Annotated in this window: 24 protein-coding genes and 1 pseudogene; 14 read left to right on the forward strand and 11 right to left on the reverse strand. The window is 73.5% G+C overall.

Annotation, left to right across the window (positions count from 1 at the left end; translation table 11 throughout):
* Nucleotides 1–319: 319 nt before the first annotated feature.
* Nucleotides 320–1969: an acyl-CoA dehydrogenase family protein gene (locus ACFYXS_RS11475; RefSeq protein ID WP_389246440.1), complete on the reverse strand. Its 1650-nt coding sequence runs from the start codon at nucleotides 1967–1969 to the stop codon at nucleotides 320–322.
* Between the two features lie 18 nt (nucleotides 1970–1987).
* Here ACFYXS_RS11475 and ACFYXS_RS11480 point away from each other — a divergent pair, with 18 nt between their 5' ends.
* Nucleotides 1988–3145, forward strand: a complete 1158-nt coding sequence (locus ACFYXS_RS11480) for a YihY/virulence factor BrkB family protein (RefSeq protein ID WP_389246442.1) — start codon at nucleotides 1988–1990, stop codon at nucleotides 3143–3145.
* A 37-nt stretch (nucleotides 3146–3182) separates the two neighbouring features.
* Nucleotides 3183–3863, forward strand: coding sequence for a helix-turn-helix domain-containing protein (locus ACFYXS_RS11485; protein WP_389246445.1), 681 nt, complete (start codon nucleotides 3183–3185; stop codon nucleotides 3861–3863).
* 9 nt (nucleotides 3864–3872) lie between these two features.
* Here the strand turns inward: ACFYXS_RS11485 and ACFYXS_RS11490 are convergent, their stop codons facing one another.
* Entirely contained in the window at nucleotides 3873–4268 is a 396-nt protein-coding gene (locus ACFYXS_RS11490; RefSeq protein ID WP_389246447.1) for a VOC family protein, read from the reverse strand.
* A gap of 242 nt (nucleotides 4269–4510) precedes the next feature.
* On the opposite strand from ACFYXS_RS11490, the gene ACFYXS_RS11495 reads away from it, so the two are divergent.
* Nucleotides 4511–5581, forward strand: coding sequence for a hypothetical protein (locus tag ACFYXS_RS11495; RefSeq protein WP_389246449.1), 1071 nt, complete (start codon nucleotides 4511–4513; stop codon nucleotides 5579–5581).
* Between the two features lie 243 nt (nucleotides 5582–5824).
* The gene (gene rsgA, locus ACFYXS_RS11500; protein ID WP_389246452.1) at nucleotides 5825–6955 is read left to right on the forward strand and encodes a ribosome small subunit-dependent GTPase A; all 1131 of its coding nucleotides are present in this window, start codon (nucleotides 5825–5827) and stop codon (nucleotides 6953–6955) included.
* A 52-nt stretch (nucleotides 6956–7007) separates the two neighbouring features.
* Here the strand turns inward: rsgA and ACFYXS_RS11505 are convergent, their stop codons facing one another.
* The gene (locus ACFYXS_RS11505; protein WP_319658942.1) at nucleotides 7008–7136 is read right to left on the reverse strand and encodes a hypothetical protein; all 129 of its coding nucleotides are present in this window, start codon (nucleotides 7134–7136) and stop codon (nucleotides 7008–7010) included.
* Nucleotides 7137–7495: 359 nt separating this feature from the next.
* Between ACFYXS_RS11505 and ACFYXS_RS11510 the strand changes: the two genes are divergently transcribed.
* The 3 genes from ACFYXS_RS11510 (at nucleotide 7496) to ACFYXS_RS11520 (ending at nucleotide 9533) form a co-directional block, all read left to right on the forward strand.
* Entirely contained in the window at nucleotides 7496–8581 is a 1086-nt protein-coding gene (locus tag ACFYXS_RS11510; RefSeq protein WP_389246455.1) for a MarR family transcriptional regulator, read from the forward strand.
* A gap of 66 nt (nucleotides 8582–8647) precedes the next feature.
* On the forward strand, nucleotides 8648–9076 hold the full coding sequence (locus ACFYXS_RS11515; protein WP_389246457.1) for a roadblock/LC7 domain-containing protein: 429 nt from the start codon (nucleotides 8648–8650) through the stop codon (nucleotides 9074–9076).
* A gap of 67 nt (nucleotides 9077–9143) precedes the next feature.
* The gene (locus ACFYXS_RS11520; RefSeq protein ID WP_389246893.1) at nucleotides 9144–9533 is read left to right on the forward strand and encodes a hypothetical protein; all 390 of its coding nucleotides are present in this window, start codon (nucleotides 9144–9146) and stop codon (nucleotides 9531–9533) included.
* 24 nt (nucleotides 9534–9557) lie between these two features.
* Here ACFYXS_RS11520 and ACFYXS_RS11525 read toward each other — a convergent pair whose 3' ends face one another.
* The 3 genes from ACFYXS_RS11525 to ACFYXS_RS11535 form a co-directional block, all read right to left on the reverse strand.
* Entirely contained in the window at nucleotides 9558–10607 is a 1050-nt protein-coding gene (locus ACFYXS_RS11525; protein WP_389246459.1) for a LacI family DNA-binding transcriptional regulator, read from the reverse strand.
* A gap of 70 nt (nucleotides 10608–10677) precedes the next feature.
* Entirely contained in the window at nucleotides 10678–11514 is an 837-nt protein-coding gene (locus tag ACFYXS_RS11530; protein WP_389246462.1) for a polysaccharide deacetylase family protein, read from the reverse strand.
* Nucleotides 11515–12202: 688 nt separating this feature from the next.
* Complete coding sequence (locus ACFYXS_RS11535) at nucleotides 12203–13192, reverse strand: helix-turn-helix domain-containing protein (protein WP_389246464.1); 990 nt, start codon at nucleotides 13190–13192, stop codon at nucleotides 12203–12205.
* 259 nt (nucleotides 13193–13451) lie between these two features.
* Between ACFYXS_RS11535 and ACFYXS_RS11540 the strand changes: the two genes are divergently transcribed.
* Nucleotides 13452–14864 (forward strand): protein phosphatase 2C domain-containing protein, encoded by a 1413-nt coding sequence (locus ACFYXS_RS11540; protein WP_389246466.1) that lies wholly within the window; start codon nucleotides 13452–13454, stop codon nucleotides 14862–14864.
* Here the strand turns inward: ACFYXS_RS11540 and ACFYXS_RS11545 are convergent.
* Nucleotides 14822–17992 carry an alpha-mannosidase gene (locus ACFYXS_RS11545; protein ID WP_389246468.1) on the reverse strand — a complete coding sequence of 1057 codons (3171 nt, stop codon included), beginning with the start codon at nucleotides 17990–17992 and terminating at the stop codon, nucleotides 14822–14824. The two genes, ACFYXS_RS11540 and ACFYXS_RS11545, sit on opposite strands and share 43 nt — an antisense overlap.
* Before the next feature lie 91 nt (nucleotides 17993–18083).
* Here ACFYXS_RS11545 and ACFYXS_RS11550 point away from each other — a divergent pair, with 91 nt between their 5' ends.
* The gene (locus ACFYXS_RS11550; RefSeq protein WP_389246470.1) at nucleotides 18084–19502 is read left to right on the forward strand and encodes a glycoside hydrolase family 47 protein; all 1419 of its coding nucleotides are present in this window, start codon (nucleotides 18084–18086) and stop codon (nucleotides 19500–19502) included.
* A gap of 27 nt (nucleotides 19503–19529) precedes the next feature.
* Here the strand turns inward: ACFYXS_RS11550 and ACFYXS_RS11555 are convergent, their stop codons facing one another.
* Both ACFYXS_RS11555 and ACFYXS_RS11560 read right to left on the reverse strand, forming a co-directional pair.
* The gene (locus ACFYXS_RS11555) at nucleotides 19530–20018 is read right to left on the reverse strand and encodes an OsmC family protein (protein WP_389246472.1); all 489 of its coding nucleotides are present in this window, start codon (nucleotides 20016–20018) and stop codon (nucleotides 19530–19532) included.
* Nucleotides 20019–20020: 2 nt separating this feature from the next.
* On the reverse strand, nucleotides 20021–20704 hold the full coding sequence (locus tag ACFYXS_RS11560; RefSeq protein WP_389246475.1) for a GntR family transcriptional regulator: 684 nt from the start codon (nucleotides 20702–20704) through the stop codon (nucleotides 20021–20023).
* A gap of 138 nt (nucleotides 20705–20842) precedes the next feature.
* Here ACFYXS_RS11560 and ACFYXS_RS11565 point away from each other — a divergent pair, with 138 nt between their 5' ends.
* Nucleotides 20843–21295, forward strand: a complete 453-nt coding sequence (locus ACFYXS_RS11565) for an ATP-binding protein (protein ID WP_389246477.1) — start codon at nucleotides 20843–20845, stop codon at nucleotides 21293–21295.
* 95 nt (nucleotides 21296–21390) lie between these two features.
* Here the strand turns inward: ACFYXS_RS11565 and ACFYXS_RS11570 are convergent, their stop codons facing one another.
* Nucleotides 21391–22428: a DUF2637 domain-containing protein gene (locus ACFYXS_RS11570; RefSeq protein ID WP_389246480.1), complete on the reverse strand. Its 1038-nt coding sequence runs from the start codon at nucleotides 22426–22428 to the stop codon at nucleotides 21391–21393.
* Nucleotides 22429–22872: 444 nt separating this feature from the next.
* On the opposite strand from ACFYXS_RS11570, the gene ACFYXS_RS11575 reads away from it, so the two are divergent.
* From ACFYXS_RS11575 to ACFYXS_RS11590, 4 genes and pseudogenes are all read left to right on the forward strand, one after another.
* Entirely contained in the window at nucleotides 22873–23691 is an 819-nt protein-coding gene (locus ACFYXS_RS11575) for a GntR family transcriptional regulator (protein WP_389246482.1), read from the forward strand.
* A gap of 484 nt (nucleotides 23692–24175) precedes the next feature.
* The gene (locus tag ACFYXS_RS11580; protein ID WP_389246484.1) at nucleotides 24176–24883 is read left to right on the forward strand and encodes a polysaccharide deacetylase family protein; all 708 of its coding nucleotides are present in this window, start codon (nucleotides 24176–24178) and stop codon (nucleotides 24881–24883) included.
* Between the two features lie 52 nt (nucleotides 24884–24935).
* Nucleotides 24936–25274, forward strand: a pseudogene (locus tag ACFYXS_RS11585) (sigma factor-like helix-turn-helix DNA-binding protein); the annotation flags it as partial.
* A 286-nt stretch (nucleotides 25275–25560) separates the two neighbouring features.
* Nucleotides 25561–25749, forward strand: coding sequence for a hypothetical protein (locus ACFYXS_RS11590; protein WP_389246487.1), 189 nt, complete (start codon nucleotides 25561–25563; stop codon nucleotides 25747–25749).
* Between the two features lie 25 nt (nucleotides 25750–25774).
* Here ACFYXS_RS11590 and ACFYXS_RS11595 read toward each other — a convergent pair whose 3' ends face one another.
* A complete protein-coding gene (locus ACFYXS_RS11595; RefSeq protein WP_389246489.1) occupies nucleotides 25775–26545 on the reverse strand; it encodes a hypothetical protein in 771 nt (256 codons plus the stop codon).
* Nucleotides 26546–26680 lie beyond the last annotated feature (135 nt).

Genomic DNA, 26680 nt, shown 5'->3' on the forward strand with positions numbered 1-26680 from the left:
GCGCCCGGCAGTGATCGCGACGGCGCATTGGCGACCACACCCTGTGCATATGGTGCCGCCGTCGGTGGTGCTCCGGCGGCATATCCGGCCAATAGCTTGCAACGGTCTGCAACGGTTGCGAATATGCACGCGCCCGACGGACAGTGACGGCGCATCACGCTACTCGTACGGAACACCATCCGTGCGACGGTGAGGTTGGAGACCGGGGGTGGTGCCGAGTCGGCGCGGCACCACCTTCCGCGCGGCGCGGCGGCGGATCGTTTCTCCCGTCATCCCGGACCTTCCACCGGGAACGGGGGACCGCCGCCGCGCCTGCGCTTCACGCCACCGGGCGGGCCCGTTCCACCACGGCCTCCAGGTCCAGCCCGCGCGGAAGCGTCCCGAAGGTCGCCCCCCAGTCGCCGCCGAGCCGGGAGGCGCAGAAGGCGTCCGAGACCTCCGCCGGCGCGAAGCGCACCAGCAGGGAGCCCTGCAGCACCAGCGCCATCCGCTCCACGACCCGTCGCGCCCGCCCCTCGATGCCCTCCAGGTCGGCGAGTTCGGTCAGCAGCGACTTGATCGCCCCGTCCAGCCGGTGGTCCGCGCCCCGCGCCAGCCCGATCTCCCCGAGGAACGCGTTCAGCGCCTGCGGCTCCCGCTGCAGGGCCCGCAGCACGTCCAGCGCCTGGACGTTGCCGGAGCCCTCCCACACCGAGTTCAGCGGCGACTCGCGGAACAGCCGCGGCATGCCGGACTCCTCCACATAACCGTTGCCGCCCAGGCACTCCAGCGCCTCGGCCGCCACCACGGGGCAGCGCTTGGTGATCCAGAACTTGGACACGGCCACCGCCAGCCGCCGGAAGTGCCGCTCCTGCTCGGTGTCCGCGTCGTACGCCGCCGCCAGTCGCAGCACGGTCGTCGTCGCGGCCTCCGACTCCAGCGCCAGGTCCGCCAGGACGTTGCGCATCAGCGGCTTGTCGATCAGCGGACCGCCGAAGGCGCTGCGGTGCGCGGTGTGGTGGACCGCCTGCGCCACCGCCTGCCGCATGACCGCCGCCGAACCGATCGCGCAGTCCAGCCGGGTGGCCGCCACCATCTCGATGATGGTCGCCACCCCCCGCCCCTCCTCGCCGACCCGGCGCGCCCAGGTGCCGTCGAACTCGACCTCCGACGAGGCGTTGGAGCGGTTGCCCAGCTTGTCCTTCAGCCGCTGGATGCGGAACACGTTGCGCGTGCCGTCCGGCAGGACGCGGGGCAGCAGGAAGCAGGTCAGGCCCCCGTCGCCGGCGGACCCGGTCGCCTGGGCGAGCACGAGGAAGCCGTCCGACATCGGCGCCGAGCAGAACCACTTGTGCCCGGTGAGCAGATAGGTGCCCTCCTCGGCGAGCGGCTCCGCCCGCGTGGTGTTCGCGCGCACGTCCGAGCCGCCCTGCTTCTCGGTCATGCCCATCCCGAACAGCGCGCCCGGCTTCTGCCCGGGCGCCACCAGCTGCGGGTCGTAGACGCGCGACCCCAGGCGGGGCTCCCACTCCGCCGCCAGCGCCGGATCGGCCCGCAGGGCCGGCACCGCCGCGTGCGTCATCGAGACCGGGCAGCCGTGCCCCTGCTCGACCTGCGACCACACGAGGAAGCCCGCCGCGCGCCGCAGGTGGCCGTCCGGACGCGACCAGGCGTCGGTCAGCCCCGACGAGACCGCCCGGCCCAGCAGCCGGTGGTAGGACGGATGGAAGTCCACCTCGTCGAGGCGGTTGCCGTAGCGGTCGTGGGTGCGCAGCACGGGGGAGTGCGTGTTCGCCTCCTGCCCCCACGCCTGTGCCTGGACCGAGCCGGCCGACCGGCCGATCTCGCCCAGCTCCTGGTCGATCTCCTGCCGGCGCTCGGGCGCGGCGTGCCGGGCGACCCCCTCCACGAGGGCGTCGTCGGCGGCGTACACGTCATACCCGACCAGCGGCGGGGGCTGGTTGGTCACGGTGTGTGTGGGGGCACTCATGACAGCTACCGTAGGCGCGTGCAGGCAGCAGATGAAACACCCGAGCGGCCCCGGAAGGGCCGGCTTCTCCAGGCGCGGTCCCTCTACCGGAACGTCTCCAAGCGCAAGGTCGGCTGGCTGCTGCTCAAGGACACGGTCAACTCCTGCCTGGAGTACCGCGTCACGGGCCTGGCCGCCGAGGCCGCCTTCTTCGTGCTGCTGTCCCTGCCGCCCCTGCTGCTCGGCCTCGTCGGCGCCATCGGGTACGTGGACGAGGTCATCGGCACCGACACCATCGACAACATCCGCCGCAACATCCTCACCGCGGCGGCCACCGTCCTGTCGGACAAGGGCGTCGACCAGTTGATGCGCCCGCTGGTGGACGACGTTTTCGGCGGCGGCCGGCCCGACGTGATCTCCATCGGCTTCGTCATCGCCCTGTGGTCGGGCTCGCGGGCCCTGAACGTCTTCGTCGACACCATCACGATCATGTACGGCCTGGAGGGCATACGGGGCATCGTCAAGACCCGGCTGCTGGCCCTGCTGCTCTACGTCGTCGCCCTGGTCATCGGCGCCGTCGTGATGCCGCTGCTGGTCGTCGGCCCGGACGCGGTGGTGGCGTTCCTGCCGTGGAGCGAGTGGGTCATCCGGATCCTGTACTGGCCGGTGGTGCTGCTGCTGTCGATCACCTTCCTCACCACGCTCTACCACGTGTCCGTGCCGGTGCGGTCGCCCTGGTACGAGGACATGCCCGGGGCCGCCGTCGCCCTGCTGATGTGGGTCCTCGGCAGCTTCGTGCTGCGCATCTACCTCACCCACACGGTGGAGGGCCCGACCATCTACGGATCACTGGCCGCGCCCGTCGCCGTCCTGTTGTGGATCTTCGTCTCGGCCTTCGCGGTGCTGGTCGGCGCGGCCGTCAACGCCGCGATCGACCGGGTCTGGCCGTCCATCGAGACCGCCGCGGCACGGGAGAAGAACGCCCGCGTGCGCCAGCGCCAGGCCGCCGACCGGCTCGCCGAGGCCGCCGCCCGCCGGGCCGCCTTCGACGACGGCCCCGACGACGAGGTGGGCCCCGAGGACCCGCCCGCCGAATTCCCCGAGCGCTGGGCGGGCTTCCTGCCGCCCGACGACGTCCGCGGCCGGCTGCGGGGCCGCCGCCCGCACGGTAAGGGCGGGCCGCCGCCCGGGGAGTGAGCCCCCGCTGTCACCGGGCGGTGCCATCCTGGAGGGCATGTACCGGGAACGCGGCTCCGCCGTCCCCGGCGCCGTGCTGTGGACCAGGACAGCGGACGCCGAGGCGGCCCGGGTGCTGCCCGACGGCTGCATCGACCTCATCTGGGGAGAGGACACCGGGCTCTTCGCCGCCGGGCCCGACACCCGCGCCCACCTCTCCGCGAGCCCGCCCGGCACCCGCTACGCCGGGCTGCGCTTCGCGCCCGGTGTCGGCCCGGCCGTGCTCGGCGCCCCCGCGCACGAACTGCGGGACCGCCGCGTGCCGCTGGACGCGCTCTGGCCCGGCGCGGAAGCGCGTCGCCTGACCGAGCGCGTGGCGGCGGCGGCCGACCCCGGCGCGGCGCTGGAGGCTGTGGTCCTGGGCCGCCCGTCGCGGGACCCGGTCCCGTACGCGCCCGAGACGGCCGCGGGTCTTGCCGCCGGCGCCCGGGTGCTCGACGTCGCCGCGGCCCTCGGCGTCAGCGAGCGGCAACTGCACCGCCGCTGCCTGGACGCCTTCGGCTACGGCCCCAAGACCCTCGCCCGCATCCTGCGCCTCCAGCGCGCCCTGCGCCTGGCCCGCCACGGCCTTCCGTTCGCCGAGCTCGCCGGCCGCGCCGGCTACGCCGACCAGGCCCACCTCGCCCGGGACGTCCGCGCCCTCACGGGCGTTCCGCTGGGCCGGCTCCTGGCGCGGTAGTCCCGGAAGCTAGGACAGCGGCGCGTACAGGTCCACCGCGTTGCCGTCAGGGTCGCGCACGGTCGCGTACCGCATCCCCCACACGGCGTCGAACGGCTTCAGGTGCCCCTCGTACCCGGCCCCCGTCAGCTCCGCGAACACCGCGTCCACCTCCGCCGGTCCGTCGCACGCGAACGCCAGCGCCATGCCGTGCCCGCCCCGCTCCGGCGCCGTCCACCCCGGGTCGAACGACCGGACCGTCTCCTGGGTGTCCCAGGCGATCCGCAGCCCCCCGGGCAACTCCGCCTCCACATGCGGCTCCCCTTCCACCCCCTCCGCGATCTCCAGCCCCAGGCGCCGGTAGAACGCCAGCGACGCCCCCATGTCGGCCACCACGATCTCGATCACTCCGATACGCACGGTCATGCCGCCACCGTACGCAGCCCTCCCACCCGCCGTCTTGAACGAATCGGACGCCGGTGTCGTGGGCCGAAACCCATCGGACAGGGGCGCGAGGGTGAACGGCCGGGGGCCGGGGAGCGGCAGCGCGGCGGCGTTGTCCCGTGGGCGTCACGGTTGGGCAACCAGCGGGTCGGTGGGGCTGGGAGCCGGGCGGACGGGGACGCATCATGGGTGCCGGGCGGGGATGACAAGGGGGGTACGGAGCAATGGAATTCACGGTGGAGCGGACGCTGAGACGGCGCGGCCGGCGGTGGCTCATGGGAGGGGGCGCCGTGGCGGCGGGCGCCCTGGTGTGGCTGGTCGCCACGCTGGGCGGCAATGTGACGGCGCCGTTGACGGTGTTCTTGCTCTCGGGGTTGGCCTTCTACGGCGGCTGGAGGGACCTGCGCAAGGCGGAGCAGCCGTTCCGGCTGCGGATCGACGGCTTCGGGATCACGCTGCACGACGCCGAGCTCGCCTGGGAGCAGATCGAGGCGGTCGCCCTGTGGCACGTCCCGAACACCGGTGAGGACAGCGAGCAGACGACGCCGCCCAAGCCGCGGCTGACGCTGTGGACCGCGCCGGGCGTGACGCTCCCGCGGAAGGCGGACCGCACCTGGGACGGCCGGACCCGTTACACCCTCGTGGACTGCGAGGACCTGGACCAGGGCGTCAGCGATCTGACGAACGTCCTCGCCGCGCACGCCGGTGCCCGCTTCGAGACGGCGCCCCGCGCGGTGCGCCCGCCGATCCCGGTGAGCGTGTCGGGGCCCGAACTGAGCGTGCCGGGAGGGGAGCAGGTCTTCATCGACGGGCGGCAGGCCGGTACCTGGACGCTGGTCTGGGCGGCCGCGGCCGTCGTGTTCAGCTACTCGTTCTGGGAACTGGTCCACGGCCGCGTCGTGGGCCCCGAGCCCTTCACCGCGTTCGGGCCGCTGGGCGCCATCGGCTGCTGGTACCTCACCGGCCGCTCCTACCGCCGCTGGCGCAAGCCGCTGCGGCTGCGGATCGGGTCCACCGGGATCGGCATGCGCGAGGTCACCCAGGACGAACAGCACTTCGCCTGGTCGGAGATCGCGGCCGTCACCGTCGGCAGGTCGCAGGCGACGACCGACAAGCGGCCCTGGCTCGTGGTGTGGCCGCTGCCGGGCACCAGGCCGGACTCCAACCCCAGTTACCTGGTCGACGGCCACAAGGCCTACGCCCTGGTCCGTCTGGACCGCCTGCCCGGCGGCGCGGAGGCGGTCGTCCCGGTGGTCCGGGCGTACGCGGGGGAGCGGTACGCCGAGACGGCCTGAGGAGCGGGAGCCGCGGAAAACGGGTTGCGCGCCCCTCGGGGCGCCGGGCTAAGGTTTCGCCGTCGGACCGCGAGCGATCGAGGAGGTGTTGGAGCGATGACTGTCACTGCGCCGGGCGCTGCCCGCATCCAGAAGACCATCAACCCCACCTCGGCGGTCCTCGGCTGACCGCGTCCGTCCCGACGTCCCGTACGCCCTGACGGCGCAGCCGCGCGCGACCGCCCTCCCGAAGGGCTCTCCCCGTTGAAGAACGGAACCGTCCCGCAGCCGTCCACCGCGCTCGCCGCCTACGGCTGGGACTCCCTGCTCGACTCCGCCTTCGCGGCCCACGCGGAGCGGGGCCTCGTCCCCGGGCGCGTGGTCCGCGTCGACCGCGGACTGTGCGACGTCGTCGTGCCCGCCGGCGCCGACGGCTCCGGCGGCACCACGACCGTACGGGCCGACACCGAGGACGTCTTCACCCGCGACCCGATGCGGGTCGCGTGCACCGGCGACTGGGCCGCCGTCGACCTCACGCCGGTCACCGGACCGGCAGTACGCGCCCTGCTGCCGCGCCGCACCACCTTCGTCCGCTCCACCTCCTCCAAGCGGTCCGAGGGCCAGGTGCTGGCCGCCAATGTCGACTTCGCGGTCATCGCGGTGTCGATCGCCGCGGAACTGGACCTCGGCCGGCTGGAGCGCTTCGTGTCGCTGGCGTGGACCAGCGGTGCCCAGCCGATGGTCGTCCTCACCAAGGCCGACCTCGTCCCCGACTCGACCTATCTGCTGGACGACGCGAGGTCCGCCGCGCCGGGCGTGGACGTGCGCGTCGTGAGCGCCGCGACCGGCGACGGCGTGGCGGAGATGGCCGAGGCGCTGGCCGGCGCCACGTCCGTGCTGCTCGGGCAGTCGGGCGCGGGCAAGTCCACGCTGACCAACGCGCTGCTGGGCCGTGAGGTCCAGGAGGTGCAGGCCATCCGTGACAGCGACGGCAAGGGGCGGCACACCACGACCACCCGCGACCTGCTGCCGCTGCCCGGCGGCGGGGTGGTCATCGACACCCCGGGACTGCGCGGGGTCGGGTTGTGGGACGCCGACGCCGGGCTCACCCAGGCCTTCTCCGACATCGAGGACCTGGCAGGGCGGTGCCGTTTCCAGGACTGCTCGCACACCGCGGAACCCGGCTGCGCGGTCCTCGCCGCGCTGGAGGACGGCTCCCTGGCGCACCGACGGCTCGACAGCTACCGCAAGTTGCTGCGCGAGAACGCGTGGATCGCCTCCCGCACCGACGCGCGGATGCGCGCGGAGATGCGCCGCGAGTGGAAGCAACGCTCCGCGGCGGGGCGGGAGATGTACGAACGCAAGCGTGGCGGCGGGCACCGCAAGGTGTACTGACCGCGGTGTGCCGACGTGCCGGCCCGGCTCCCCCTGGGGGCCGGGCCGGTGGTCATCCGGCGCCGTTGTGCCGCTGCCGGCGGCGCAGGGTCAGCGGACTGCCCTCGTGCCAGAAGGTGTAGACGATGCTGCCGAGGCCGAGCGCGACGATCACGACGCCGAGGACGATCGAGTAGACCATGGCTCCTCCAGCCCGTTCGGGACGCGTTTGCCGCGTCTTTGCCTTCGCTGTCTGCCCGTGACCTTCCCGTGACCGGACCCTCCCACACGCGATGCGTGTCAACTCACAGAACTCATGGGCCTCTTGACCTTCGGGACCGGAGGTGGGCCGCTCCGCGCACATGCCACAGGAACGGTCGCAGATGGGCACGATAGGGGCAGCGAAAATACTCAAATACTCTTCCGTGGCCATCTCCCGGGAATGCCCGAGGGGTCCCGCCGGGCGCTGATAGGAATTACCCCCAGGCGTGATTGATCGTGCACGCGTACGGCATTTCGGCGCCCTGTCGGAATGCCCGCATGCGCGCAGCAAGGGGAGCGATGACCTCGGCACCGACCGGTTCCGTGCCCACCCGGAATGCCGCCCACGATCTGCTCGGCCGTGCGCTCGCCAGGTGCCGGGACGAGAGGGCCAGCGGCGTGCTGAGAGTGCAGGGCAGTCCCGGCGGCGCCTTCCATCTGCTCGACGGCGCGGTCGTCGCCGTGGAGAGCCCCGGCTCCCCGGGGGTGGGCACGCTGCTGCTGCGATCCGGGCGCATCGACGAGGCCGAGTGGGGCGCCGCGCACGACGCGGCGGCCACCGGAGCCTGGCCCGGGGTCGCCTTCGCCGGTGCCGGACGGCTCGGCAACGCCGAGTTCCAGGTGATCCACATGATGGCGGCGCAGGACGCCGTCTTCGCCGTCCTGGCCGGACGTCTGGAGAACTGCGTCCTGGACCCGGCGCGGCCCGACGATCCGGTGCCCGCCCTCGCGCCGGCCGTCGGACGCGGCGTCGAACCCGAGGAACTGCTGGTCGAGGCGGGCCGGCGGATCGCCGCGCTGGCCTCCCTGCCCCGCCCGGTCTCCCCGGACCGCGACCGGGTGGTCGCCCTCGTCGGTCCCGGGGACGAGGAGACGCTGCCCGCCACCCGGCGGGACATCCTGGAGTGCGCCAACGGCCGCCGCAGTCCCCGGGACATCGCCTTCCACCTGGGCCGCGGGGTCTACACCGTCACCGTCGAGATCTCCCGGATGCTCGCCGAGGGCCTGGTGGAGACCGTTTCCGCGCCCGTTGCCCCCTCGGTGCCCGCCCCCAGGTCCGCCGTGCCCGACCCGGACCCGGACCCGGACCCGGTACCCGAACCGGTTTCCCTCGCCGGTCCCGACCTCGGCCTCGACCCCGATTCCGACTCCGACCCGGACTTCGACCTCGGCCTCGACCCGCCTCCGCCCCTGCCGCCGTATCCGCCGGGGCCCCCGGCCGCGCGCGGTCCCGTGCCGGGACCGACGGCCGTCACCGAGGAGGGACTGCCGCGTCGCCTCCCGGGGGCCAGCGGCATCCACGAAGCGCTGGAGGCCTCCCGCCCGCCTTCGGGCTGGAAGGGATTTCTCCGGCCGCGGGGACGGGGCCGGCCGGATTCCCCCTGACGTCAATTCACGCGGCACTGACGGCACATCATCCATTCCGCAATGAATTCAAGGAGGTGCACGTGCATGAATCATGACGCCCTGGTCGCCGAGATGCGTGCTCTGCGGGACCAGGTGGTCGGTATCACCGACACCGTCGTGGCGGCGGTCGACGGCCTGCTGATCGCCGCGGACACCGAGGACGCCATCGATCCCAACGGTCTGGCCGCGCTGGCCGCCGCCAGCCTCGGTCTCTCCCAGCGGATCGCGTCCGCGGCCCTGCGCGGCTCCCTGCGCAGGACCGTGACCTGCAGCAGCGGCGGCTACACCGCCGTCTACGCGGTCGACGACACCGCCCTGTTGATCGTCGTGGGCGACGAGGGGATGAACGTCCCCCAGCTCCACGTGGAGGCCCGCACCGCGATCGAGCGGATCGCGTCCATCCTCCTCCAGCCCGAACCGGACCCCGAGTCGGCGGTCGAGCCCGTGCCCGACCCCGAAGGAGTCCTCGGATGACCCCCGAAGAAGGAGTGCTGTGAGCACCACCGGAAAGCGCCCGAGTGCGAACATGGCCGACCAGATCATGATGCTGGTGAAGAACCTGCGGCAGGAGGTCCCCGAGTGCCTCGCCGCCGGCGTGGTCGACATGGCGACCGGCATGCTGTTGTCCGTCGACACCGTCGACAGCCATCCCCCGGAGGTACTGGACCTGCTGGCCGCCGCGACCCTCGACCTGTTCCAGGGCCGCACGGTGGTGATGATCGAGGACGTCTTCAAGGAGCGCCGCGGAGTCACCAGCGACCAGCACTACTTCCAGGAGGTACTCGTCAACAGCGAGAACCTCACCCACCTGTTCCTGCGCAACACCGTCAACGAGGACGTCGTCGCGGTTGTCGTCTGCCGTCGCTCGGTCAACGTCGGCATGCTCTTCGCCCAGGCCCGCCGTGTCATGAAGGAGCACGGGGAGCTCTGACCCCGGCCCGGCCGGTGCGGCGGGTCAGGCGGTGGCCCGCCGCACCAGCCGGGTCGGCGTGACGACGGAGGACAGCGGACGGCCGCCGCTGCCCTCCTCCGAGCGCTGGACCAGACCGCGCAGCAGCAAACGCACCATCAGCCGGCCCATCTCCTCGATCTCCTGACGGACCGTCGTCAGCGGGGGGTCGGCGGGTTCGGCAACCGAGGCCATGTCGTCGAAGCCGACGACCGCCACGTCCTCCGGCACCCGGCGGCCGTGGTCGCGCAGCACGCGCAGCGCGCCGGTGGCCATGAGGTCGGAGGCGACGAAGACGGCGTCCAGGTCGGGTGCGTAATCCAGGAGTTCGGACATGGCCCGCGCGCCGCCGCCCGCGGAGAAGTCACCCACCGCGACCAGTCGCGGGTCGGCGGCCGGCAGGACGTCACGGTAGCCGTCGAGCCGGTCGACGGACGCGGTCTGGTCGAGCGGTCCGGTGATGGTCGCGATGCGCTCGCGCCCCAGGGAGACCAGATGGCGGACGGCCTCCCGCGCGCCGCCGCGGTTGTCGGAGTCGACGTAGAGGATCCCGCGGTCGCCGTCCGCCCCCGGCCAGCCGGGACGGCCGCCGAAGACCGTGGGCAGGCCGATCCGCCGGATGATCCCCGGCAGCGGGTCCTCGGCGTGCAGGGAGAAGACCAGGGCGCCGTCGACGTGACCGCCCGAGAGATAGCGGCCGACCCGGTCGTAGTCGGCCGTCCCCTCCACCAGCAGCAGGACGAGCTGCGAGTCGTGGACGGCGAGTTCCCGGCTGATGCCGAGCAACTGCTCGGCGAAGAAGGGGTCCGCGAAGACCCGGGCCTCCGGCTCGGCCACGATCACGGCGACCGCCCCCGTCCGCCGGGTGACCAGGGAACGGGCCGCCTGGTTGGGCACGTAGCCCAGTTCCTCGACGGCCCGGCGGACCTTCTCGACCAGGACCTCGCGCACCCCGTTCCCGCCGTTCACCACCCGCGAGACCGTGGCCCGGGAGACACCGGCCCGCTCGGCGACGGCTTCCAGCGTGGGGCGCGGCGTGGAGATCTGGTCGGGCAACGGGAGCTCCTCTCGGGACGGCACCAGCGTAGCCCCGACCTGCGCGGGTGAACGTCGTGCTGACGAACCGTCAGCGCACGGGGAAGCCGAAGGAGTACCCCTGCTGCTTCAGCCACGGCAGGATCTGGCGCAGCGCCTCCACGGTCTGGCCGCGGTCGCCGCCCGCGTCGTGGAAGAGCACGGTCGGGCCGTTGGCGATCTCGTTCTTGACGGTGCCCACCACGGCGGCCGTGCCCGGCTGCTTGAAGTCCTCGGAGTCCACGTTCCAGCCCAGCGGGCGCATGCCGTGCGACGCGGCGAGCTGACGGCTGTACGGGGTGAAGGCGCCGCCCGGGGCGCGGTAGTAGAGCGGCTTGACGCCCCCCGACGCCTCGGTGATCATGCGCTCGGCGTCCAGGATCTCCTTGGCCTGGTAGGCCCGGGACTTGGTGTTCATCGTCGTGTCGTGGGATACGGAGTGGTCGCACAGCCGGTGCCCGGCGGCGACCACGGCCTTCACCAGGTCGGGATGCGCCTGGGCCTGCGTGCCGACCATGCAGAAGGTCGCCTTCACGCCGTAGTCCTCGAGCACCTGGAGGACCTGAGGGGTCCAGGCGGGGTCGGGGCCGTCGTCGATGGTGATGTTCACGCCCCGCGGGCCCTTGTCCGAGGCGTGCGCGATGTCCATGTTGACCAGCGGGGCCGGGAGTTGCGCGTCCGGTACGGAGGTCTGCCCCGGTATGGGGCGGGGCGTGGGCCTGGCCGTCGCGGAGGGCTTCGCGGACCCGTGGGGCGCGGCGACCGCCGCCCGGTCACCGGAGGGCCCCGCCTGTGCGGTCCACGCCGACACCGCCGCCGTCACGGCCGCCACACCGACGGCCGCCCCCAGCAGGCGCCCGTTCGTCCCCCGTATACCGCTCCACACCATGTCCGCCCCGCTCCCTGAGTGCTCCGTATCGCCGTGCACAGGGGAGGACGGAGTACGGGCGCTCCGGGATCCCTCTGTTACCGATCCCGGACGATTCCGCCGGGAGACGGCAACGCTCCGCGCCGGCGCCCTCGGCTCCGGCCCCTCGGGTCGGGCGGCCGGATGCGCCGGATCCGGGTGCCCCTGGTCCGATTGGCGCCCGGCCCAGGGAGGCTACCGATGGCCCGCGGCGCGGGCGGATGCGCTGCCGGCCGGGGGCGGTGGCGGGCGGGGGCGCGTGTCCGGGTCACCGCGACGGCGGCGCTTGGCCACCGGCGCTCGCAGCGCTGCGCAGACGCGCGCGGCGACACGGCCACCGGGCGGGAATCAGGCGCGGCCGCGTGGCCTGGCGTCCGGCGCGGAGTCGCCTTCGTCGGGACCGGCCGGCGCCGATCCCCTGTGTGCGGCCGTGGCGGTCAGGGCAGTTGGGGCCGGGATGGCGGCGTGCCGTCGGCGTTGAGTACGCCGCTGACGAGGCGGCGTGTCGCGATGGGCGCGGCGGAGTCGCCCTCGGGTGGGGCCGGTTGGGACCGCCGTCGGCGCGGCGGTGAACGGGGGCGCTGGGCGGCTTCGTGCCGCCCGTGGCGGTCGGGGCAGTGCGAGACGGGATCCGCGTGGGCAGCGGCCACGGCCGCGCAGCGGGAGCGCGTCAGTCGGGGGTTCGGGCGACCCAGCCGCGTTCGTAGGCGTGCCAGCCGAGTTGGAGGCGCGTCGTGACGTCGGCGAGTTCCATCAGGCGCTTGACGCGGCGCTGGACCGTGCGCAGGCCGAGGTCGAGCTGCTTGGCGGCGCTCGCGTCGGTGAGCCCGGCGAGCAGGAGCGAGAGGATCCGCAGGTCCACCGCGTCCGGGCCGTCGGGGGACTCCTCCTCCGGCGCGCCGTCGGGGTCGAGGCGGATCGGCAGCGCCTCGCGCCACACGCTCTCGAAGAGGCTCATCAGCGAGTCGAGCAGTCCGCTGCCGTGCACGACGAGCGCGGCCGGTCCGGCCGAGTTGCGGCCCAGCGGCACCATCGCCAGGGAGCGGTCCGCGACGACGAGCTTGGTCGGGACCCGGTCGACGACGCGGACCTCCTCGTCGCGGCTGAGGGCGGCGGTGATCTCGACGATGCCGTTGGGGCCGCTGATCACCTCCCGCTCGATGACCACGCGGAAGCGGACGCCGCGTTCGACGGCGCGTTCCTCGGCGGTGTTCTCCATGCCGCTGACGACCATCGGGCTGCCCGTGACCAGGGCGCAGACCTCCTTCTCCGCGCCGAGTTGGAGCTGCGCGAAGCGGTGCGTCACGGCGCTCGCGCCGGTGACGACCTCCACCAGGTCGTGCACGGAGGGCTCGGCCGCCTCGGCGCGGTACTCCTGCGCGAGCAGGGCGGCCGCCATCTCGGCCTGTTCCAGGCCGTGCCGCTGCTGGGTCAGCAGGGCGCCGAGCGCGACGTTGGGCGGCGCGGCCACCCAGCGGCCGGAGCCGGCGGAGGACTGCGCGACGAGCCCATGCCGTTCCAGCCGCCTCAGGATGCCGACGGTCTCCTCGTCGGGCCGCCCGAGCCGGTGCGAGAGGTCGACGACCTCGGCGGCCCCCAGGCCCACGAGGGCGCGGTAGGCCGCCTCCTGGGCATCATCCAGCCCTATGGCACCGAGCACGGGCACTCCTTTCCCCGGACCTCCGGGAGCTTCGCGGGGGGTTCCCCCGGAACGGCCGCGGGCAACACGCGGGAATGGCGGGAATGAGCCATGGCGTAATCCCGCCTCCGGACATCATCCCTGCTCGAACCCCTGTCCTGGCAAGGTGTCCCCACTGGATCGTCCGACGTGCGGCCCGAGGAGGGGGCCGGCCGCCCGTCGGACCGCCGGCGTGCCCGAAGTCTGTTTCGCCGTGGGCGTCCCGGTGGACAATAGGGGCATGAGCCAGCAGGGGGAGACGGGCCGCCGCCAAGAAGACGAGTGGTGGCGGGAGTTGTACGGCAGGACGGATCCCGGGGCCGGTGGAGCCGGCGAGCGGGACGACACGCTCGACGACCGCTACACGTCGGCTGTCGGCGCGCTGGGCGACGAGCCGCACCTCGACCCGGGACCGCCGGGCGCGGGAGCGGACCGTGCGGACGGGGATCGGACGGAGCCGGATCCCGGGCCGCCGGACACCCTGAGGCTGCGCCGCCAGGCGCCGCCGCCCGCGGGTACCGTTCCGCGCCCCTGGCAGTACCAGGGCCCGCCCGCGCCGAGTGTGCCCGAGGCCCCGGGTCTGCCCCCGGGGTGGGCGCCCGCCGAGCCCGCGACCGGGGATGCCGGGCACACCGCCCCGGCGGCCCCCGATGCCCGCGTCCCGGAGGCCCGTACCGCACCCGGCGCCCGCATACCCGGCCCGTCCGGCCCACCCGGGAACGACGGGACCGTGACCTCCTCGACCTCCTCGACCTCCGCGATCTCCGCGACCTCCGCCGTGACGGTCCCCGACACCGCGTTCCTCGGCGACGGCCCGCCCACCTACGCGCCCGAGCCGACCGCATGGCCGCTCGCGGACCCCGGAGCGCTCGACGACCTGGTCCCCGACACCGTTCTGGACGGCGCCCAGTACGGCGTACTGACGGTGCGTACGGCCGTGACGCGCGGCGACTCCGCCCGCTACCGGGGCGAGCCGCGCCGCGACGCCCTGCTGACCGCCCGCTTCGGGGCGGGGGACGACGCGCTGCTGCTGTTCGCCGTCGCCACCGGCCCGCGCGTCTCCGCCGTCGCCCACCGCGCCGCCCGCGACGCCTGCCACGGGATCGCCTCCGCCGTGGGCCGCAGCCACGCCCGCCTCGCGGAGGACATCCGCGACTCGCGACGCGGCTCCCTGAAGTCGGGACTGCAGCGCCTGACCGACCGCTGCTGCGGACGGCTGCGCGCCAAGGGCGAGGAACTCGGCCTGGACCCCGCCGAGTACGACGCGAGCCTGCGCTGTCTGCTGCTGCCCGTCGACCCGGACTGCCGGATCCGGCTGTTCTTCGGCGTCGGCGACGGCGGGCTGTTCCGGATCCGCGGCGGTGAGTGGCAGGACCTGGAACCGCTGGGATCGGGGGAGCCCTCCGAGCCCGAGGACGGCCCGGCCGTGGACTTCCGCTTCCGCGCCTCGATCGCCCGCCCCGGCGACACACTGCTGCTGTGCAGCGGCGGCCTCGCCGACCCGCTGCGCGGCGAGCCGGCGCTCGCCGCGCACCTCGCGGAGCGCTGGGGCGCCGCCGAGCCGCCGGGGCTCCCGGCCTTCCTCGGCGACGCCCGGACCCGCGTCAAGGGCTACGCCGACGACCGCACCGTGGTGGCCGTCTGGGACGCCTGAGGTGCCGCTGGCGTCAGGCGCAGCGTCAGGATCTGGAAGGGGCGCAGCTCCACCGCGACGCCGTCCCCGTCGCGCGGGGCGTCCCGCTCCGGTCGCTCCAGCAGATCCGTGACGCGCGCCCCGGCGAGCGCGAAACCGGGCACGAGCGTGCCCGAGGCCCGGCCGCCCCGGGACTCGTACAGGCGCACCACCACGTCCCCCGAGCGGTCGTCGGCGAGCTTGACCGACTCCACCGTGATCCCGGGGTGGCCGACGCGCAGCGGCGGCCGGACCGGCTCCGCCCGCGCGGCGGGACGCAGCGGCAGGTTGAGGGCGAGCCCCTCGGCGACCGCGTCGCCGACGGCCGCCCCGGGGAGCAGGGCGTAGGTGAAGCGGTGGGCGCCCTGGTCGGTCTCGGGGTCGGGGCTGTGCGGGGCGCGCAGCAGCGTCAGCCGTACCGTCGTGTCCGTGCCGGAGCGGGACGCGTCGTGGCCGTACGTGGAGTCGTTGAGCAGCGCGACCCCGTAGCCGGGCTCGCCGACGTGCAGCCAGCGGTGGGCGCAGATCTCGAAACGGGCCGCGTCCCAGCCGGTGTTGGCATGGGTGGGGCGGTGCACATGGCCGAACTGGATCTCGGCGGTGGAACGGTCGGCGAGCACGTCCAGCGGGAAGGCCGCCTTGAGCACCTTCTCCGACTCGTGCCAGTCGGCGTCCGTGACGACGTCCAGCCGCCGGCTGCCGGCGGTCAGGCACAGCTCCTGGGTGATCCGGCTGGCGCCGAAGGCCCGTACGACGCGGACCACGGCGCGCAGCGGGCCCCGCTCGACGAGCTCGACGGACTCGGCGTCCGTCAGGTCGGTGACCTTGCGGCGGTAGTGGCGGTCGATGTCCCAGGCGTCCCACTTGTTGGGGTGGTCGGGGTGCAGCTGCAGCAGGTTGCCGCGGGCGCCCGGGGCCAGCACCTCGCGGCCCGAGGTCAGGTCGTGCACCGACGACAGCAGTCCGTCGCCGTCGACGTGCACGCGGAGCAGCCCGTTGTCCAGGACGATCAGGCCGTCCTCCCGCGCCGCGGTGACCGGTTCACCGATCGAGGGGCCCTCCACGGCGGCGCCCCCGAGCGCGGGTGCCTCGACCGCCACGGCCGCGCCGCCGTCCGGCAGCGGCTGCGTGAGCGTGCCCGGCGGCAGCGCCCCCACCGCCTCCGCCGCGAGCTCCACGACCTCGCGGCGGGCGTAGGGCGAGGCGTTGAGGACACCCGGCGTACGGTCGTCCTCCGCGCGGTCGCCGGTGAGGGCGGTCACCGCCCCCGCGATGATCCACTCCAGTTCCTCGCGCACCTCGGCGTAGGTGTCGCGGGCCTCGCGGTGCACCCAGGCGATGGAGCTGCCGGGCAGGATGTCGTGGAACTGGTGGAGCAGCACCGTCTTCCACAGCCGGTCCAGGTCCTCGTACGGATACGCGTACCCCTCCGGGTCGCGCAGGGCCGCCGTCGTGCACCACAGCTCGGCCTCCCGCAGCAGGTGCTCGCTGCGCCGGTTGCCCTGCTTGGTCTTGGCCTGCGTGGTGTACGTGGCGCGGTGCAGCTCCAGGTACATCTCGCCGGACCAGACCGGCGCCCGGTCCCCGTACTCGGCCTCGGCGGCGGCGAAGAAGGCGGCGGGCTTCTCGATCTCGACCCGCGGCGAGCCTTCCAGGGAGCGCAGCCGGCGTGCCCGCTCCAGCATCTCGCGGGTGGGGCCGCCCCCGCCGTCGCCCCAGCCGAACGGCACCAGGGACCGGGTGGCCCGGCCCTTCTCGGCGAAATTGCGCACCGCGTGGGCGAGTTCGCGGCCGTCGAGCTGCGAGTTGTAGGTGTCGACGGGCGGGAAGTGGGTGAACACGCGGGTGCCGTCGATGCCCTCCCACCAGAAGGTGTGGTGCGGCATCTTGTTCGACTGGTTCCAGGACAGCTTCTGGGTGAGGAACCACCGCACCCCCGCCAGCCGGGCCAGCTGGGGGAAGGCGGCGGTGTAGCCGAAGGAGTCGGGCAGCCAGATCTCCTCGGTCTCCACGCCCAGTTCGTCCAGGAAGAAGCGCTTGCCGTGGACGAGTTGCCGGGCCAGCGCCTCACCACCGGGCATGTTGGCGTCGGACTCCACCCACATGGAGCCGACCGGCGCCCAGTTGCCCGCCCGCACCGCCTGCTGGATGCGCTGCCACACCACCGGCTGGTGCTCCTTGACCCACGCGTACTGCTGGGCCTGCGAGCAGGAGAAGACCAGCTCGGGATAGTCGCGGGCGAGCGCGGTGACGTTGGCGAAGGTGCGCGACGCCTTGCGCACGGTCTCGCGCAGCGGCCACAGCCAGGCCGAGTCGATGTGGGCGTGGCCGGTCGCGGAGACCCGGTGCGCGCTGGCGTGCGCGGGCCGGGACAGCGCCTCGGCCAGCTCCCTGCGGGCGGCGGCCGCGGTGCCCGGGACGTCGTGCAGGTCGAGGGCGTCGAGCGCGTCCTCCAGGGAGCGCAGGATCTCGTGCCGGCGGGGGTCGTGGAAGTCCAGTTCGTGCATGAGCCCTTCGAGGACCTCGATGTCCAGCACCAGGTGCCAGACGTCCTCGTCCAGGACGGCGAGCTCCGCGGTGTCGAAGCGGTACAGCGGCTCGCGGCCGGCCGTGCGCACGTCGCCGAGGGGGGTCGGCCGCCAGTCGCGCAGCACTGCCGGGTTCGCGGCGGCCTCCAGCAGCAGCCGCACCTGCTCGCCGCCCCTGGCGGGAGCGGAGACCGGGACATGGCGGTTGAGCGGATGGACGCCCTTCACGGGCGCGCCCTCGGCGTCGTACACCAGTCCCTCGGCCACGAAGCCCGGTCCGTCGTTGCCGAAACCGGGGTCGATCACCGCCTCCACCCGGCGGCCCGCCCACGCGGCGGGGACTTCGCCCTCCAGCCGGAACCAGCTGGTCGACCAGGGCGGCCCCCAGGGCGTACCCGGGGAGAAGGGCTCGAAGGCGCCGTCCGAGAGCGCCTTGAGCGCCTCACCGACGGGCACCGGCTCGCCGTCCACATGCCACGCCGTGAGGGCGAGCGGCACCCGGTCGGCGTAGATCGCGGGCCTGATGAACTGGCCCATCGCCCTGGTCAGACGTCCCTCGACCAGCAGTCGGTCGTCGTGCATCTCAACTCCTCGGGGTCGGCTCACCGGATGGATTCCCCGTCAATGCGGTGGTGTCCCGTAACGCCCGGAAGACGGACGGGGTTTTCGGTGCATGAGAAAACTCGCGCGTCCCGGCGGACTCTCTCGGCGCAGGCTGCTCGGAGCCGCCGCCGCTCTCGCCCCTGTCACGATGGCCTCGTCGCTGCCCCTTTCCGGTACGGCCGCTGCCGCCGCCCCCGACCCCTACGCGGGGCTCGCCCAGGAGGCCGTCACCGCGTTCCGCAGCGCCTGGGACGCCTACCGGCGCCTGGCCTGGGGACGGGACGAATTGCGTCCGATCAGCGGCACCGGCTCCGATTTCTTCATCCCCGGCAGCACCCTCGGCCTGACGATCATCGAGGCGCTGGACACGCTCTACCTGATGGAACTGGACGACGAGCTGGCCGCGGGCGCCGACTGGGTCAAGAACGACCTCGTGCTCGACCAGGACGCCCCTGTCCAGGTCTTCGAGACGATCATCCGGCTGGTGGGCGGCCTGCTCTCCGGTCATCTGGCCACCAAGGACCCGGTCCTGCTCGACCGCGCGCGGGACCTCGCCGACCGCCTGCTGCCCGCCTTCACCCGGTCGCCCACCGGGGCCCCCTACCGCTACGTCAACCTCTCCACCGGCGCCGTGAGCGGCAAGGAGAACAACCTCGCCGAGATCGGCACCTGCATCACCGAGTTCGGCGAGCTGTCCCGGCTCACCGGCGACCGGCGCTACTACGACGCGGCCAAGAAGGCGTTGCGGGCCGTCTACGACCGCCGCTCGCGGATCGACCTGGTCGGCACGGCCCTGAACATCGAGACCGGCGCGTGGACCGGCACCACCGCCACCCTCGACCCGCCCGTCGACTCCTTCTTCGAATACCTGTGGGACGGCTGGCAGCTGTACCGCGACCAGGACCTGCGGACCTGGTACACGACGCTCACCGCCGGCGTCTTCCGCCACCTGGCCGAGCGGCGCGACGGCCGGCTCTGGTTCCGCCAGGCCGACATGACCACCGGGCGCACCACCGGCCGCTACCAGTCGGAGCTCACCGCCTTCTACGCCGGACTGCTCGCCCAGAGCGGCCGGATCGCCGACGGGGAGGCGTACCACGACAGCTGGGCCGCCGTGCTCGCCGCCCACCGCCTGCCCCCGGAGATGATCGACTACACCACGCTGCGCGCCGTCGACGCCTCCTATCCCCTGCGTCCCGAGTACGTCGACTCCTGCCTCTTCCTCTGGCTCATCACGAAGAAGGAGCGCTACCGCGCCCGGGCGGCGGACATGTTCCAGCGGCAGAAGAAGTACTGCAAGGTCCGCAACGGGTACACGGCCATCGCCGATGTGACGACGCGTCCGATGAAGCAGACGGACCTCACCCCGGCGTACTGGTTCAGCGAGAACGCCAAGTACTACTACGTCCTTTTCGCCAAGGCCCGCCGCTTCGACTACGCGTCCAACTACCTCACCACGGAGGGCAATGTGCTGCGCGGGCTGCGCTGACCGCGCCGGCAGTGGCGACCGACCGGCTCAGCCGGCGACGATCACCTCCGCCTCGTGCCGGACCGGGAAGTTGACGGAACCGGCGATGAAGCAGAGCCGGTGGGCGTCCTCGTGCAGCGCGACGGCGGCGTCCACCATGGCGGCCGAGGCCACCTCCACCCGGGGCCGGAGCACGGCCTCGGTGAAGTGGCCGCCGCCGTCGCCGGTTTCCCGCAAGGTGGCCTCGGCGTGGTCGGTGTAGGCGGTGACGACCACTCCCGCGACGGTGCACACATGCAGGTAGGAGAGCATGTGGCACTGCGAGAGGGCGGCCAGCTGGAGCTGTTCGGGGTTCCAGCGGGCCGGGTTGCCGCGGAAGGCGGGGTCGGAGCTGCCGGGGATCACCGGCACCGGCAGGCCGGGTGCGGAGACCTCGTGCTCACGGCCGTAGGCGCGGTACGCGCTCGTCCCCGAGCCGCGGTTGCCGCTCCAGACCACCTCGGTGGCGTAGGTGTGCTGCTTGCTGATGTCCGGCACGGCTACCGCGTCCTCTCCTGTGGGTCGTCGCTGTGGTCGTCCTCCGGCGCTCCGCCCCGCGCGGAGGCGGCGCAGGTGTCCGCCACATGCTCGCGGGCGGTCGCGTGGGCCTCCGCCTCGCGGCCCGCGACGATGGCGGCGAGCAGCCGGCGGTGCTGGGCGGCGACCTGCTCGGGTCGCTCCGGTGCGGCGAGGGACAGGCGGGTGGAGACCTGGATCTGGTCCCACAACCGGTCCAGCGCGCCGGCCGCCACCGGGTTCGCCGACAGGGCGGCGATGCCGGTGTGGAAGCGCCGGTTGTGCCGGACCGCCTCCTCCAGGCGTCCCGCTGCCGTGGCCTCCTCCGCCTGCGCCGCGACGCGCTCCAGCGCGGTCAGTTCGGCGGGCGCCACCTCCCCGCGCCGCTGCCGTCCGGCGGCCAGTTCGGCGGTGAGCGCCTCCAGGGCGCCGCGCACCTGGTAGGCGTGGCGCAGCGCCTCCGGTCCCAGTTCGACCACGCTCACCCCACGCCCGGCCGACCGCACCAGCCCGTCCGCCACCAGCGCGCGGAATGCCTCGCGCACCGGCGTACGGCTCATGGCCAGCGCCGCGGCCGTCTCCAGCTCGGTCAGGCGCTGGCCGGGGGCGTACACCCCGTCCAGGATCAGTTCCCGCAGCCGCCGATGGGCGGCGTCCGTCTGCTGCACCCGTGCACTGTATCCATTGCATGCAATGGATACAAGAGCGCAGCGTCCGCGGCTCATGACTGGAAGTGGCCGCACCGGGGCATGCATTGCGCGTAGATGTTCGACCCCGGAAGGGCGCGAGCTGCCGGAGCGGAGCCGATGGAACGTCAGCCTGCGCAGGCGAGCGACCGGGAGGTCGGGGACACCACCGAAACGCACCACCTGCACCGTCCGCTCCAGCACGCCGACCTGCCGGCGGTGGCGGACGTCCGCAGGCTGCTGCGCGAGTCCTTACGGGACTGGGGCGTCCCCGCCCTCGCCGACACCGCCGTCCTGCTCACCACCGAACTCGTCACCAACGCCCTGCGGCACACCGACCGGGGCGCCGTCCTCACCGCGACCTTCGCACCGGCCCCCGCGCACCGACTGCGCGTGGAGGTCCGCGACTTCGCCTCCCGCCACCCCCGGCTGCGCTCGCCCTCGACGCACGGCACCTCCGGACGCGGCCTGCAACTCGTGCAGTCCCTCGCCGACGCCTGGGGCGTCCACGCCGAGGGGGACGGTTCCGGGAAGGTCGTGTGGTTCGAACTCGACGCGGCACCGGCCTCCTGACGAAACGTCAACTCGCGTGCTCCGGGAACGCCGCTGCCCCGGCCGGGAGGTCCCGGGCCGGGGCAGCGGCGTGACGCGAGGAGGTGCGGGTGGGATCAGCCGTACTGGCGCTCCAGGTCCGCCAGCTTGCGCTCCAGGGAGTCGAGCTTGGGCAGCGCCATGGTGTCGTCCTCGGCGGTGAGGTCGATGGTGGTGCGCTGGGCCTCTTCACGGACGGGAGACAGTGCGGGACGGGAGCGCGAGGGCAGTTCGGCCTTCTCCGGCTCTATGGCAGGCTCCGCGGAGGTCTGGGTGCCGGCGGGGTTGGCGCCGGGCAGCTCGTACTTGCTGCCGCCTCGGTTCCAGATGCGGTGCTGCCGGTTGATGGCCTTGATGCGCGCGCGCTCCAGCCGCTCGTGCTCGCGGCGGCGCAGCGCCTCCTGGTCCTTGCGGACCCGCTCGTCACGGACCTCCTCGACCGCCTCGTCCAGCGTGCGGACGTTCTCGAGCAGCATGAGGGACCAGGCGCCGTAGGTCTCGCGCGGGGCGCGCAGCCAGCGGACCATGCGGATCTGCGGCAGCGGGCGCGGGATGAGGCCCTGCTCGCGCAGTGCCGCGCGGCGGGTCTGCTTCAGGGCCCGGTCGAAGAGCACGGCCGCGGAGAGCGACATGCCGGCGAAGAACTCCGGGGCGCCCGCGTGGTCGCCGCCCCGCGGGGCGTGCACCCAGTTGAACCAGGCCGCGGCGCCGGCGAACAGCCAGACCAGGATGCGCGAGCCGAGGGCCGCGTCGCCGTGGCTGGCCTCGCGGACCGCGAGGACGGAGCAGAACATCGCGGCGCCGTCCAGGCCGAAGGGCACCAGGTACTCCCAGCCCCCGGACAGGCCCAGGTTCTGCTGGCCGAAGCCGACCAGGCCGTGGAAGGACAGGGCCGCCGCGACCGAGGCACAACCGAAGAGCAGGACGTAGGAGGCCGTGCCGTACATGGCCTCCTTCTTGCGGCGCCGCTCTTCCGAACGCTCCCAGGAGTCGCCCTGGGCGGTCTCCTCCTTGCGGGCCTTGCGGTTGCGCAGGAACACCGCCGCGGCGGCGAGGACCGCCACGCACACGGCGCCCGAGAGCGTCCAGTCAAGCGTTATGTCCGTAAATCTCATACGTGCGATTCCTTGCGTCGCAGTACCGTCGCGCTCGGGCCGCGAGACGGCGTTCGCGCGACATCCTGGCGAAGGCCTCGGGCGCGTGAAGCGGTTTCGGGACAAGAGAACGCCAACGGAGTGGTGGCGTGGGGAGAGACCGACAGAATACTCGAACTGAGGAGCGTTCTTAGCGCAGTTGACCTAGTGGAGCCGCTGTCCGGCCGCTGCCCCGGCGCTGCCCTGGACTGGGATCGGGCCGCTCGGCGGGCGGCGTCCGGGGTGCCGTGCGGGGCGGCCCGGACAAAAGATTCAAATGAGGTGAGCCTGGCCTTGCTTCGCTTCCGGGGGCACGGCGGGAGGTAAGTTCTCGAAGCAGGTCGTGGAGAGTGTTGCAATAGAGGGCGGCGCGCACCGACCGTAGGAGTGCGCCAGGCGCACACCGACCCGTCCGAAGGAGCCCCCGTGGAGTACGCCCCCCGAGCCGCGCGGCGCCCCGAGGCGGCCGCCGCAGCGGTCCCCGGGCTGCCGCCCGGCCACGACGAGCTCGTCAGGGGTGCCCATCCGCATGCCGAGCCGCGCCAGGAGACCGAGCCCCGCCGGGACGCCGCAGCGGGTCGCGCCGACGCGCTGCCCCGGCCGCGCCGGATGCCCGAGCGGCACTCCGTGCGCGACCAGGTCCTGCGGGCGCTGCGCGGTGCCCTGGTGACGGGCGAGCTGCGGCCGGGCGCGGTGTACTCCGCCCCGGCGCTCGCCGAGCAGTTCGGCGTCTCGGCCACGCCCGTCCGCGAGGCCATGCAGTTGCTGGCCCGCGAGGGCGCCGTCGAGGCCCTGCCCAACAAGGGCTTCCGGGTCGCCGAGCGCAGCCGCCGGGACCGCGCCGAACTCGCCGAGGTGCGCGCGCTCCTGGAGGTGCCCGTCGTGCTGCGGCTGGCCCGCACCGTGCCGCCCTCCCGCTGGGAGCAGCTGCGGCCGCTGGCCGAGGCCACCGTCGCCGCCGCCGCGCTCGGCGACCGGGTCGCCTACGCCGAGGCCGACCGGGCCTTCCACCGGGCGCTCCTGGAGGTCTCCGGCAACCGGCAGCTCGTCGCCGTCGCGGAGGAACTGCACCGCCGCGCCCAGTGGCCCGTCGCGGAGGACCACGCACGCGCCGGCAGCGCGCCTCGCGGCATCCGTGCCGAACTCGTCGCCGACGCGGGTGAACACGCCGCGCTCCTGGAGGCCCTCGTCAGCGGGGACCTCTCCGAGGTCGAGGCCCTGGCCCGCGGCCACTTCGCCGGCTGAAGACCCTCCCGCCCGCTCCCGAAGAGTGTTTCCCGTCACATGCGGCCGGTGAATGTGGGGAACCTGTCGGGAACCGTTCCTGTTCCCGTGGTGCCGCGCGGAATTCTCATCGGGCCGGCCGGCGCGCGATAAACTTTTCAGTGCGCCCAATGGGCCGCATAGTGCGACCGTTTCGCGGCTTTCCGGGGCCCGGGGAATGTGCCGCCCACCCCGCCGCTTCGGTGAAATGGCGTGCGTATACGGTTCGTGCATGACTCATGAATATCTCCGGCCATTGCGCGGGCGGGTGCGGCGACGACGGAATTCGCTGCTGGGCGCGGCACTGGGCGCCCTCGTCCTCACCACCGCCGTGACCGGATGCGCGAGGGACGGCGGAGCGGCGGCCGGGCAGGGGGTGCGAGCGCCTTCCTCCGGGCCCGACGTGGCCGGTTCACCGTTGAGCGCGTCCCTGCCGCCCCTCTCCCCGAGTCCGTCGGCACCGGCGGTGGACCCCTGGGCGAAGTGGGGGCTGAAACCGCTGGCGCCTGCCCCGGAGCCGCCGGCCGTCAAGCCGGTCCGGCTCACCTCGCACGGTCCGGTCCCGGTGATCTCCGACGTGCCGACCAAGGAGAAGATCGTCTTCATAACGATCGACGACGGCCAGGAGAAGAGTCCCGCGTTCGTACGGATGCTGAGGGACCTCAAGGTTCCCGTCACCATGTTCCTGACGAACGACGCGATCAAGAGTGACTACGGATATTTCGCACAGCTCCAGGGACTGGGAAACCATATCCAGAACCACACCCTGCACCACCCGGAGATGACAGGCTTGTCGGCCGCCGGGCAGCGCGCCGAGATATGCGGAAACCAGAAGGTCCTCGCTCAGCGGTACGGCGCGGCTCCCCTCCTGTTCCGCCCGCCGTACGGCGCCGGAGCGTATGCGGACTCCCTCAACGCGGCGGTGCGGCAGTGCGGTCCGCGGGCGATAGTGCTGTGGCGCGAATCCATGCAGATCAAGCAAATGCAGTATCAGACCGCGGACAAGCGGCTGCGCCCCGGGGACATCATCCTCGCGCATTTCCGCGGCCCCGCGGAACTCAAGGGCGTCACGATGACGCACATGTTCGCCAACCTGCTCCGCCACATCCGTGAACAGGGTTTCACCGTGGCCCGGTTGGAGGACTACATCCAGGCGCCGGCCGCCGGGCAGTGAGCATCCGCCCTGTCGCGCCGGCCTCAAGCGCGGTCCACGACCTGCGCGTTGGCACCGGCGGGCGGTGGACCGCATCCGCTCCGTCCGGCGCGCCGCCGACCGGGAGCACAAGGCGGCCGTCCGCGACCACGGGACGGCGTTCGACGTCGTCAGCGACCAGGTCGTGCGGCGCCTGGAACGCGAACAGGTGCGCCGCTGCCTGAGCCGGCTCACCGCCCTGCAGCGCGAGTCGGTGACGAGGGCCCACTACCGCGGAAACGCCCACCAGGAGACCGCCGGCCTGCTGAACGCGCCCTTGGGTACGGTCAAGACACGGCTCAGGGACGGTCTCGTCCGGCTTCGTGACTGCCTGGGGGCAACGGCACGAGGTCCACCGACGCGCACACCCTGACCGGCGCATGCGTCCTGGACGTCCTGTCGGAGCGGGAAGTACGGGACGTCGGCGGGCACTTGGCGCGGTGCCGGACCGGCACCGCCGAGGTGCGGGAGTTCCACGGGGCCACGGCACGCCTGGCCCTGGCGGCGTCGGTGACCCCCCCGGCGTCCCTGCACACCCGTCAAGCCGTCGACGGCGGGCGGGTACGTGCCGCCGGGGCCGGGCATGGGGCGCAGGCGCCGGCCGACCCGCGGGCGGGTTCCGCCATGCCGGGCTCGGCGCGGGCGGCGGCGCGGCCCTGGTGGTCTCCGCCCGGCAGGGCCGTGCGGCGCTCCTCGACGACGCGCTGCCGGAGCTCGCGGACGGGCGGGTCCACCAGCTCTGGCAGAGCGAGGACGGCGCCATGCGGCCGGCCGGACTGCCCGACCCGGAACCGCGCGGCGGTTCGTCCGCGCCGATGAGCCCGCCGCCGGCCCTGCTCACGGTGTGACCGCGTCCGACCCGGGCCGCCGCCGCTATGCGGCCCCCTCGGCGTCCAGGGTCTCCGCGAGCCACACGGGCACACCGCCGAGCAGCCGGAACAGCCGCGCGGCCTCGGCCCGCAGCCGGGCCGCCTCCGGCTCGGGCTCGACGGTCGCCAGGGCGACGAGGGCCGGGGCCGTCCCGATCAGGTACCCCGTCTCGACGCGCAGCCGCAACGACTCCGCGTAACCCTGCCGGGCCGCGGCGACGTCTCCGCCGCGGGCCGCGAGTCCCGCCAGATGGCCGGAGGTGAAGGAGGTCAGCAGCGCGTCGCCGTGCGCCTCGGCCCCGGCGTGCGCGCGCAGGTAGGAGGCCCGGGCCGCCGTCGCGTCGTCGCCCAGCATCTCGGCCACCAGGCCCCGGCGGAAGTCCAGCAGCGGCCGTCCGGGCGCACCGGGCTCCAGAAGCGCGGCACTGCGCATCAGGGCCGCCCGCGCCTCGTCGGCCCGGTCCCGCGGCCCGAAGAGCGTCACCAGGTAGGCCAGATTCCCCCGTTCGCAGGAGGCCTCGCCGCGCTCGTTGTCCGTACGGGCCAGGGCCTCCGCCGTGCGCAGCGCGTCCTCGGCCTCCGCCCAGCCGTCGAGGGTGAACATGCACCGCTCGATCAGCAGCGCCGCCCGCCGCGTGGCGACCTCCGGCCGTTCGGCCGCGTACGGCGCCAGCAGCGCCGCGGCCTCCGTCCAGCAACCCCGGCCGCGCAGCCGTGCCACGTCCGGTGGCGCACCGCCGCCTTCGGTCGTCGGTCCCACCTCTGCGTCCGACATGGCGGTGTCCGCCACTTGCCCTCCCGAAGCGCGTCATCGAGCCCGTTGGGCGAAGTCCAGCACGGCACGGGGTGCCGCGCCAAGAGGGCGGACACTGCTTGATCGCGGCGCGTCCGGCCGCACGCGCTCCCCGCG

Origin of the sequence: Streptomyces sp. NPDC002574 (assembly GCF_042889545.1) — a bacterium.
In the GTDB taxonomy this organism is placed as follows: domain Bacteria; phylum Actinomycetota; class Actinomycetes; order Streptomycetales; family Streptomycetaceae; genus Actinacidiphila.

Bases quoted from the DNA above. Each gene is read 5' to 3' on its own strand.
- ACFYXS_RS11545 (WP_389246468.1), bottom strand. From the start codon at position 17,992: ATGCACGACGACCGACTGCTGGTCGAGGGACGTCTGACCAGGGCGATG.
- ACFYXS_RS11570 (WP_389246480.1), bottom strand. From the start codon at position 22,428: ATGAGATTTACGGACATAACGCTTGACTGGACGCTCTCGGGCGCCGTG.
- ACFYXS_RS11495 (WP_389246449.1), top strand. From the start codon at position 4,511: ATGGAATTCACGGTGGAGCGGACGCTGAGACGGCGCGGCCGGCGGTGG.
- ACFYXS_RS11550 (WP_389246470.1), top strand. From the start codon at position 18,084: ATGAGAAAACTCGCGCGTCCCGGCGGACTCTCTCGGCGCAGGCTGCTC.
- ACFYXS_RS11515 (WP_389246457.1), top strand. From the start codon at position 8,648: ATGAATCATGACGCCCTGGTCGCCGAGATGCGTGCTCTGCGGGACCAG.
- ACFYXS_RS11475 (WP_389246440.1), bottom strand. From the start codon at position 1,969: ATGAGTGCCCCCACACACACCGTGACCAACCAGCCCCCGCCGCTGGTC.
- ACFYXS_RS11540 (WP_389246466.1), top strand. From the start codon at position 13,452: ATGAGCCAGCAGGGGGAGACGGGCCGCCGCCAAGAAGACGAGTGGTGG.
- ACFYXS_RS11595 (WP_389246489.1), bottom strand. From the start codon at position 26,545: ATGTCGGACGCAGAGGTGGGACCGACGACCGAAGGCGGCGGTGCGCCA.
- ACFYXS_RS11505 (WP_319658942.1), bottom strand. From the start codon at position 7,136: ATGGTCTACTCGATCGTCCTCGGCGTCGTGATCGTCGCGCTCGGCCTC.
- ACFYXS_RS11530 (WP_389246462.1), bottom strand. From the start codon at position 11,514: ATGGTGTGGAGCGGTATACGGGGGACGAACGGGCGCCTGCTGGGGGCG.
- ACFYXS_RS11565 (WP_389246477.1), top strand. From the start codon at position 20,843: ATGGAACGTCAGCCTGCGCAGGCGAGCGACCGGGAGGTCGGGGACACC.
- ACFYXS_RS11485 (WP_389246445.1), top strand. From the start codon at position 3,183: ATGTACCGGGAACGCGGCTCCGCCGTCCCCGGCGCCGTGCTGTGGACC.
- ACFYXS_RS11510 (WP_389246455.1), top strand. From the start codon at position 7,496: ATGACCTCGGCACCGACCGGTTCCGTGCCCACCCGGAATGCCGCCCAC.
- ACFYXS_RS11490 (WP_389246447.1), bottom strand. From the start codon at position 4,268: ATGACCGTGCGTATCGGAGTGATCGAGATCGTGGTGGCCGACATGGGG.
- ACFYXS_RS11520 (WP_389246893.1), top strand. From the start codon at position 9,144: ATGATGCTGGTGAAGAACCTGCGGCAGGAGGTCCCCGAGTGCCTCGCC.